The following is a 9,136-nucleotide window of genomic DNA, read 5'->3' on the forward strand; positions in this document are numbered from 1 at the left end:
GGCTAAAGGATCAAGTATAAAGGAAGAAGTAGCTTTTTCTTGAATTACAACGGTATCACCAAAGTCGAATACAAGGCGATTAGTGGAAGCAAAAATTCGCTTTGGTGTTTCGGCAGGTTGGCGAGGGGAAATACCGCTTACCTTAAGGGCTTCATCTAAACCGGTCACAAGTAGGTCCGGGTTTTTATCGATAATCTTATAATCTTGGGGAGGATTATAGGCGAAGAATTTTTCGGGTAAGGTGGTATTTGGTTCAAGACTTACATAGATGTAGGTTGTTTGCAGGGATTTTTGCATAGCCGTTTGAAGTTGAATGGGTAGATGAGTTTCCCGATCGATCCAGAGAGAATAGGGAAGTCCGCCGGGGGGCTGAATTTCCAGATGGGTTGCAGCCCGTCCCGCGACAGTCTCTTCCCCGATTATTTGGTGTGGATAGAGTAAGGCTTTGGCAGCTTCTTGGCGAAGATCAAAATCATGGGGATCAAGGTAGATGGGGAGAAGGGTGATTTCCTTAGTAAGAGGGTTTGCCAGCCAACGGGTTTCCCCATTGTTCACTGTCAGAATTCCATCCTTGGTTTTAGTTGCGTATTTTTCACCCTCCGACCAAATTTCTGTGCGGGTTAAAACTTGACTCTCGCCGGCGGCATTAGTGCTAACCTTTTCGAGGATGCCGTGGTAGTTTTCCAGCTTGTTGACGGATTTTTCCATGGCTAAAACAATTTTTTGCTCGGGGCCGGACCAAGGAGAAAACAGGAGCAAGAAAACAAGCAGGCTCGCCACCAAGCCGGCCCAGGGGATGAATTTCTTGCTTAATGAGGACCGGGAACGGGTATCTGAAGATATTTGATTCAAATGATGTTGGTTGTCTTGTGTTTTTGGTTCAAGTTTACGCCAGAGACCGGTAATGAATTCCTCACTGGGTTCCGCTTGCGGGCTTTGATTTTTAATCATCTGCGCTATAGCTTGAAACTCACTAACTTCGGTATTTGTATTTTGTTCAGGCGTGTGTCCTTGGTTAAGTTCATTAATATAATTATCCAGTACTTCCTCATTAGAAATAGGGGGCTCTTGGGGATTTCTTTTCATAACAAGTCTCCTCCTTTCTCTTTGTTGTCGCGGATCAAAGCCCGTAAGGCTTGCAAGGCTCTATATTGTAGTCCGCGAACGGCACTTTCACTGCGACCTATCCGGATGGCGGTTTCTTTGCGTGAATAGCCTTGCATAATGCGGAGCTCCAATATTTGCCGGTAGTCAGATGGAAGCTGACTCATTAGCTCTTGGACGGCAGCTTGATCCAACCACTCTTCTTCCGGCGATGGGGACTCTTGAGGAATGACCTCCTCAAGGTGATCTGGGGCTAAGCGTTGGTGTCGATAACGATCTATAATGAGATTCCGGGCAACTTGTTTAAGATAGGCATAGGGGGGCAGGTCTTCTCGCCGTTGCCCTAGACAGCGCAAATAGGTCTCTTGGGTGATGTCTTCTGACTCTTCACGGTTTTGTACTTGGGAGTAAATGAAACGGTATAGCTTGGTTACCGTTTCCCGATACCAGATCTCCACATTTTCACCTCCCTCACTAACTTAAACGGTTAAAAGAGGAAAACATCACGTAAATTTAAAACTTTTTTCCTTTGCTCAGCGTCTATATAGTGTAAGAAGGATATCCTTTTTAGAATGAAGTGCACTTCAAAGGAGTCAGAAATGGTGTTTAAGCAAAAGCTAACTTGTGAGTTGGAAAGCTACCTGCTATCCAATCAAGAGCTTATTTATCGGCTAGCTTACAGCTATGTTAAAAATCCGGAGGACGCTTTGGACATTGTCCAAGAGTCCATGGTTAAAGCGATTTCTTCCGTAGGCCTATTGAAAGATTCCCAGAGCATGAAAACTTGGGTTTATCGCATTGTCGTTAACACTGCCTTGGATTTTTTGCGCAAGCAAAAGCGGGTAATTGTAGTTGATCAAGAGACCCTCAATTCCTATAGCGATTCCGCCTCGGGGGTTGATGAGTATCCCGATTTGGACTTAGCCAAGGCAATTGAAGAATTGTCCCCCACGGAGCGAACGAGAATTGTACTTAGGTACTATGAAGATCTCAAGATTGAAGAAGTTGCTTATATTTTAAAGGAAAATGTGAATACCACAAAATCCCGGCTCTACGGAACACTAAAAAAACTCCGTTTACAGATGACAGAGCCCCTACAGGAGGTTGAACATGGATAACAAGGATTTAAATAACTTAAAAGAGGAATATATTAATGTCTCGATTCCGGAGGAACTAGATCAAGCAGTGCATGAATCTATCGCCGCAGGTAAGAAAAAGAACCGGAACCACATGCTTTTACATCGGCTGGCAGCCGTAGCTGCCGGGGTTATGATTTTCGTTGGGGGAATTAATATCAGCCCCAGCATGGCCAGTGTTCTTGCCGATGTACCGGGAATGAAGAATTTGGTTCAAGTCCTCACTTTCAGAGATTATAAGTTTAACGATGGGATGCGTAGTGCCAATATTGAGGTTCCCGCTATCAGTGGCCTTGAAGAGTCCGGACTAGGTGCAGCCTTAAACCAAAAGTATCTGGAAGAAAATCAAAAGCTCTATGAACAGTTTATGGTTGAGGCTGAAGAATTGAAGAAGCTGGGGGACGGGCATCTTGGTGTGAATAGCGGTTATGTTGTCAAGACAGATAATGACAGACTGTTAGCAATCGGGCGCTATGTAGTGAATACGGTGGGTTCTTCTTCGACAGTATTCAAGTATGATACTATCGATAAAGTGGAACAAGTCCTCATCACTCTGCCAAGCCTGTTTAAAGATGATCAATACGTCCAGGTGATCAGTGAGTATATTGTTAAGGAAATGAATGCCAAAATGGATGCTGATCCGAACTTATTCTATTGGGTGGAAAGACCTGATCAGGAAATGTTGTTTGAACCCTTTAAACAAATATCCCCGGAACAGAGCTTCTATATTAGTCCTGATTACAAACTGGTCATTTCCTTTGATAAATACGAAGTAGGCCCGGGCTATATGGGAGTTCAGGAATTTGTAATTCCCACCGAAGTCATAGCTGACTTGCTGGTTAGTAATGAATATGTAAAGTAAAGCAAAAGTAATGGTACAAAAGAAGAGAGCCGGACTCATCGTTGAGTTTCGGCTCTCCTGCTGTTTAGTCCGGTAATGACAAAATGGTTAATAAGCATTGATGTTTGCCGTGGCATTCGCGACTTTAGTTGTACTAATAATCAACGGAAAGCAAAAGAGCAAGTAGCCCACCCCATTCCCATTGGGAGCTTCTTGCTCTGCATTGCCGCTCGCCGCGGCTGGTTGTACAGCCGGGATGTTGACGCATCCCTTTATAACCAAAGCGCTAACGACAGAATAACCAATCCGACTGCTCCCCCGGCAAAAAAGAGCATCCACCGCAGCAGTGTATTTTCTTGCTCACCAATTCCATATAGCGATGCTCCCAAAGCAACCCTTGCAGGACTGGCCATAGTGGAGTGAGAGGAACTGGTATTTTGGACAATACCGGCTAATTCTGGGGATATTCCTACTTGCATAGCAGTTTGCGTTTGTAGCTTTATGAACATCGCATTGGAACTGGCATTGCTTCCCGTGAGAAAACCTCCCAATCCCCCGATCACCGGAGAGATCAGTAAAAATCCGGTTCCAAACAAGTTACCCAATGTGCCGGCAACCTCTGTTACCATTCCTGCAGCAGACATGACTTCGGAAATACTGATAAAAGCAGTGGTTGAAACTGCAAAAGGAATCCATTGTTTAATTGTACTTCGAAGGGCTTGCCAAAGCGTATCTCTTTTGATGCCGAAGATAAAAACTGTACAGACACACGTGATGAACAGCCAAAACCCCGGGGAATAAAGCAAAGCCAAGGAGTAAGAAAACCTGGGGACTTGGATAACCAGATGAGTCTCTAAGAATTTCTTAAGCGGAGTAAATAACCGAGTCGTTAAGACCATAACGGTCAACAAAATATAGGGACTGAAAACGCGTAAAAGGGAGCGTCCGGCAAAAGACTTGTTTTTTATAAGCAAAAAACCTACTCCCATAGTTAACAAAGCACTTAAGACTCCGGCTAATTCCACAGCCCCTAAGGCATTAAATAAGAGCAGAAATCCCACAAAGCTAAGGGAAAATAGAATACCCTCTTGCCATTTTTTCTTTACCGCTTCCCAGCCACCGGCGACAAAAATTGCCCCAAAGATAAAATAAGTAACCGGCAACACACTTAAAAAGGCCGTTCCCAGTCCTAATCCTTGTAGGTCAACTCCGCCCAGTTCCGCACCAATTATCGTCCCTATGCTCATTGCCCCCCAAGGAATGGCCATCAGACTTATTAGTCCCAATAAAATGGCTTTAAACACCGGATATCCTAAAGCAATAAAAATTGGGGTAACCATCATAACTGCAACACCAAAACCACTGGTGGATTCGATAAGCGGAGATAGTCCTGCCACCAAGATCAGAACTTGTAAAATACGGTCATCAGTGGCTTTAGCTATACTAGAAGCAATATCTTTAATTGCTCCCACACTATTCAACAGATTAAAAAGGAGAATACCAAAAAAGAGCACGTAGGCTACAATTAAAGCGATAAGAAATCCATGCCAAGTTGCCCAAAGAGCTTCCTCCCCAGCTAGCCGAAAGCGGGGAAATATGAAGATTAATAAAATAGTGTAGATATATGTATATAGTCCTGCCCGTAAGGAGGTCTGACGCAGAAAGAATAGAATGGATAAGATTACCAAGATAGGTGATAAGGCAACGACAAAATCCACTTTATACACCTCGTTGTTTAGGAAGTCTAGCTTTACATCCGACAATTAATGATAAAAAAGATAAATTATATTATCAAAAACTGCTGGTGTTTGTCAACGGGGTCCCCATCGACCTGGGATTTTTGCCCGGTTTTCAAAGCAATGCTATAAGTCTTCCTAAAACTTGTAAGCAAAAGTTAAAATAAAAGAGAGCCGAACTCTTTCGGGAGGGTTCGATTCTCTAGCAATATAATCGGGTAACGACAAGATATCAATAATTAATGGTAAAATTAATAGGAGATTGTGGTATAATCGCAGTGTACAAGCTACTCTTATAGTATTAATACTTAAAGGAACGCAAAAGAGCAAGTAGCCCATCCTTAGCAGGAGCTATTTGCTATAACCTTTGGTTGCCGCTTGTCGCGGCAGGTTGTACAGCTGGGATGTTGCTGCATCCCAGTTTTTAATTATACGCTTTTAGTGATGCCCCATACCATGTAGAATCTGCAAGGAATTAGCTTTTGTGGAGTTTTCTTATTTAAAGGTTTATAAATTATTAAAGGATTTGTCCCGAGGGGATGGTATAATAATAAGAATGACTAAATATTGTAAAATTCTTAATAGCAAAGGATGAAGATCAACGGCCGGAAAAATCGGCAAGGAGAAAATGATAGCGGATTATAGGCAAGCACTAGGTACATCATAACGGAAAGTGTAGGTTCAGGGAGATAGGCATCTTGCGGAGTTTATCCTATATTCAATCGAACTTATGGAGGGTTGATATGATACTTCTGGAGAATGTAAGTAAAGAATTTGATACAGGTTTCGCGTTGAAGAATATCACGCTTAAAGTAAGTCAAGGTGAGAAAATTCTGGTATTTGGCCCTAACGGGGCAGGGAAGACCACTTTCTTAAAAATTCTGTCCTGCCTGATCACTCCCTCGTCCGGAAATATAAAGATTATGGGGTACCCACCGTCCATGAGAACAAAAATATTGGGAAGGGTAGGTTTTGCTCCTCAGTCAGGCCATATGTATGAGTCTTTGACCATAAAACAAAACCTTGAGTTTTATGGCAAAATGTACGGAATTGATAAGCCGGAGCTTGAGGAAAGAATCAATTGGCTGCTGGCTCAGTTTAATTTGACCATGAAGCTAGACAGTAAAATCTCACAGCTATCAAAAGGGATGAGACAGCGGCTTCTGATCGTCAAGGCTTTACTCCATAAACCCCAGCTATTGTTCCTTGATGAACCCTACTCCGGGCTTGACTTGGAATCCTCCGAATATCTGCACAGCTTTCTAGATTCAGTGGGGGATAAGACGGTTGTGACTGCTACCCATGATTTTAATACTGAGATTCAAGAAGGACAAAGGATTATCATCTTTAATCAAGGTACCATCGTATTTGATGATAGATGGCAAGATAATATAAAGACCTTTAAAGATTTCTATAGATGGAAGGTGGGGCAATGATCAGACAAGCCTTAGCACTAGCTTACAAAGACCTTCAGATTGAAGCAGGGAAAAAGAAGTTGTTTACTTCCCTCATCTCTTTATCTTTCACTTTGATTTTTCTGGCGAGTCTTGTTTCGGCGAAGATCCCCAGCTCTAAACCCGAAATGGCTACCCTAACTCTTTGGTTGATTCTCGTCTATCTACTCTTTCAGACTCTTAATAGATCTCTGGCTATGGAAGATGAAGCAGGCTGTTGGGATGCCTTGTTTTTATGTCCAATTTCCCCAAGAGTTATATTTTTAGGTAAATTTATTTACAATGTTCTATTAGTCATCATAGTAGAGCTTATCACCTTTCCTTTTATTATTCTGTTTTTTAACCTCCCTTTATCTATGATCCAGATTCTTGTTCCTGCGCTTCTAGCAACAGTGGGCTTTGTAGCTGTTGGTTTATTGGTCTCCTTGTTTTCGCTGAAAAGTAGTGGAAGGGAGTTATTGTCCAATGTTGTCTCACTTCCCTTATTCTTACCAGCCCTTTTCATAGGTCTCAGTATGACGGTTGATATTGCCAAGGGAGCCGGTCTGCTGGATCTTTGGAGGCAAATGCTTTTTCTTTTTCTATATGATGCATTCTTTTTAGTTGTTTCCTACATAGGCTTTGATGCAAACTATATAGAGTAAACTCGGAATGGAGAGAAGAAAGTTTTGAATTGACTTTACGGGAACCATAAGAAGATAGGGGCTGTTGCACTGAACAGCCTCACTTTACATTAATAGCAGCTAGCTTGTCCCAAAATCCCAAGCGCTTGGGATTTTGGGACAAGCTGTATCAATAGCCCAAAGGTGAGAGGGGAGTATGTACCTCGTGAATTTCATGCAGTATAATGAATGACGGAATCTATCCAAGAATATTAAATAAGCAAATATAATCATCGAATTGGAGCGGATTATTTGGATAATAAGCAAGAGTGGAAGAAGAATATCATTTTGTTCCTATCAAGTCAGACTATATCCTTGTTTGGGTCATCCTTAGTGCAATTTGCTATTATGTGGTATATCACCTTAGAAACCCAATCAGGTATAATGATGACCATCTCGATTATCTGCGGCTTTTTGCCAACTTTTTTCCTCTCACCTTTTGCCGGGGTATGGGCGGACCGCTATGATCGGAAAAAGCTGATAATATTATCCGACTCCCTGATCGCCATCTCAACACTGATCCTAGCTATTTTATTTTTTGCGGGATACAATATGTTGTGGCTCCTTTTTGTCATGTCAGCCATCCGCGCCTTCGGAGCGGCTGTCCAGATGCCCGCTGTAGGGGCCTTCATTCCACAACTGGTACCTGGGGATAAGCTGACCAAAGTAAATGCGACCAATACAAGTATTCAATCAGCGGTAATGATGGTGTCACCAATGCTTAGTGGTGCACTATTTACTGTGACGACCATTGAAATGATCTTCCTGATCGATGTCATTACCGCAGCGCTGGCCGTTTCGGTCTTATTGCTGTTTTTGCACGTGCCGGCCCATCGGAAGGCTCAGGAAAAACAATCCATAAGCTATTTTGAAGATCTAGGTAAAGGGCTCAAGTATATTAAAGAGCATGCCTTCCTCAAAAAATTCTTCCTATTCTGTGCCGTATTCATGCTTTTAGCCGCACCGGCTGCCTTTTTGACGCCGTTACAAGTGACACGGACCTTTGGCAGTGATGTATGGCGTCTGACAGTTATTGAAATGACTTTTTCCGTTGGCATGATGTTGGGTGGAATTCTAATGGCTGTTTGGGGAGGTTTTAAAAATCGGATTCATTCCATGACTTTGGGAACCCTTCTCTTTGGTGCTTGTACCGTTGCCCTAGGGCTGGTCCCAAACTTTTGGATTTACCTTGTTTTCATGGCTTTTGTAGGGATTGCTATGCCTATTTTTAATACGCCTGCTACAGTACTCTTGCAGGAGAAGGTTGAGCCGGATTTTCTCGGGCGTGTGTTCGGAGTTCTGTCTATGATTTCCAGCACCATGATGCCCTTGGGAATGCTCGTCTTTGGACCTTTAGCGGATATTGTTAAAATCGAAATACTGCTGATTGGTACAGGTGTATTGATGTTTCTGGAAAGCTTTTTCCTTATAGGTAGCAAGGCCTTGGTTGAGGCCGGAGCGCCATCGTCCGAGAGGACAAATTAATTACTATTATAGATACTTTCTTTAAAGGCTTGGGTTCTCCATATTACGGGAGGACCCAAGCCTTAGTGATTTGCGTTACTTTAACTCGTTATATGATTTCGTTAATCAGACCTATAGCACTCAAAGCCACTAAGACAACAAAGGCCCCTAAGAACTGGTCAATTCCATTGAAGGACGATCAAAGGGACTGGGGGAGAGAAACGAGGCGAATCTTGCTACAACAATTATTTGCTGTTATAGCGAATATTTAAAATCTGTATGGAATAGAGCACCAAGTAAAGGGGTATTTTTGTGTTTAAAAATATTGGAAAATATCGGGGGGGAGTTATTTCTAATAAATTCATGTCGCATATCCAGGAAGTATGCAATTATTTGAAACTTTACGACTTCGGTAGTATTTTGTAACATTATTAGTGAAAGTGGTATCAATCATTTTGATGCCGCCCAGAAAGGAGGAATAAACAGAATTAATTGTGGGATACCTGGTCCGTTTATCAATTAAGAAAGGGGTGCATAAATGAAAAGGTTTACAGAAAAGGCTTGTGCATTAGCGCTTGCGACCGTTTTCATGCTGTCAAGTAGTGTCGCTCCGGTTTTGGCGGCAGATGATGCCTTGAGAAAGGCGCCGGCTAAAGATGCAGCATTAGTTACCGGCCTCGAAGGCTTTAAAAATGTAACGAGTAAAAACTGACTTGGTAAAGATGTGGGAATGCAAGAA

9 protein-coding genes are annotated in these 9,136 nt (G+C 42.6%); 5 read left to right on the forward strand and 4 right to left on the reverse strand.

The window, feature by feature from the left end; genetic code table 11:
• Positions 1-1,086 (reverse strand): LolA family protein (locus AC1U9U_RS13780; RefSeq protein ID WP_479961130.1); only part of this gene is annotated, 1,086 nt, incomplete at its 3' end.
• The gene (locus AC1U9U_RS13785) at positions 1,083-1,562 is read right to left on the reverse strand and encodes an RNA polymerase sigma factor (protein WP_479961131.1); all 480 of its coding nucleotides are present in this window, start codon (positions 1,560-1,562) and stop codon (positions 1,083-1,085) included. The genes AC1U9U_RS13785 and AC1U9U_RS13780, both read right to left, overlap by 4 nt.
• Before the next feature lie 141 nt (positions 1,563-1,703).
• On the opposite strand from AC1U9U_RS13785, the gene AC1U9U_RS13790 reads away from it, so the two are divergent.
• Complete coding sequence (locus tag AC1U9U_RS13790) at positions 1,704-2,222, forward strand: RNA polymerase sigma factor (RefSeq protein WP_479961132.1); 519 nt, start codon at positions 1,704-1,706, stop codon at positions 2,220-2,222.
• Positions 2,215-3,102 carry an anti-sigma-V factor RsiV gene (rsiV, locus tag AC1U9U_RS13795; protein ID WP_479961133.1) on the forward strand — a complete coding sequence of 296 codons (888 nt, stop codon included), beginning with the start codon at positions 2,215-2,217 and terminating at the stop codon, positions 3,100-3,102. The genes AC1U9U_RS13790 and rsiV overlap by 8 nt, the downstream gene beginning before the upstream one ends.
• Before the next feature lie 251 nt (positions 3,103-3,353).
• Here the strand turns inward: rsiV and AC1U9U_RS13800 are convergent, their stop codons facing one another.
• Positions 3,354-4,799 carry an L-lactate permease gene (locus AC1U9U_RS13800; RefSeq protein ID WP_479961134.1) on the reverse strand — a complete coding sequence of 482 codons (1,446 nt, stop codon included), beginning with the start codon at positions 4,797-4,799 and terminating at the stop codon, positions 3,354-3,356.
• 761 nt (positions 4,800-5,560) lie between these two features.
• Between AC1U9U_RS13800 and AC1U9U_RS13805 the strand changes: the two genes are divergently transcribed.
• The 3 genes from AC1U9U_RS13805 (at position 5,561) to AC1U9U_RS13815 (ending at position 8,418) form a co-directional block, all read left to right on the forward strand.
• A complete protein-coding gene (locus AC1U9U_RS13805; RefSeq protein ID WP_479961135.1) occupies positions 5,561-6,253 on the forward strand; it encodes an ABC transporter ATP-binding protein in 693 nt (230 codons plus the stop codon).
• The gene (locus AC1U9U_RS13810) at positions 6,250-6,915 is read left to right on the forward strand and encodes a heme exporter protein CcmB (RefSeq protein ID WP_479961136.1); all 666 of its coding nucleotides are present in this window, start codon (positions 6,250-6,252) and stop codon (positions 6,913-6,915) included. Before AC1U9U_RS13805 ends, AC1U9U_RS13810 begins: the two co-directional genes overlap by 4 nt.
• 270 nt (positions 6,916-7,185) lie before the next feature.
• Complete coding sequence (locus AC1U9U_RS13815; RefSeq protein WP_479961137.1) at positions 7,186-8,418, forward strand: MFS transporter; 1,233 nt, start codon at positions 7,186-7,188, stop codon at positions 8,416-8,418.
• Between the two features lie 498 nt (positions 8,419-8,916).
• Here AC1U9U_RS13815 and AC1U9U_RS13820 read toward each other — a convergent pair.
• A partial coding sequence (locus tag AC1U9U_RS13820) for a hypothetical protein (protein WP_479961138.1) occupies positions 8,917-9,136 on the reverse strand: 220 nt, incomplete at its 5' end.

The organism is Desulfitobacterium sp. (assembly GCF_982384815.1).

What these genes read in the sequence shown, in the direction of transcription:
- rsiV (WP_479961133.1), top strand. Translation starts at nt 2,215, where the DNA reads ATGGATAACAAGGATTTAAATAACTTAAAAGAGGAATATATTAATGTC.
- AC1U9U_RS13805 (WP_479961135.1), top strand. Translation starts at nt 5,561, where the DNA reads ATGATACTTCTGGAGAATGTAAGTAAAGAATTTGATACAGGTTTCGCG.
- AC1U9U_RS13790 (WP_479961132.1), top strand. Translation starts at nt 1,704, where the DNA reads ATGGTGTTTAAGCAAAAGCTAACTTGTGAGTTGGAAAGCTACCTGCTA.
- AC1U9U_RS13810 (WP_479961136.1), top strand. Translation starts at nt 6,250, where the DNA reads ATGATCAGACAAGCCTTAGCACTAGCTTACAAAGACCTTCAGATTGAA.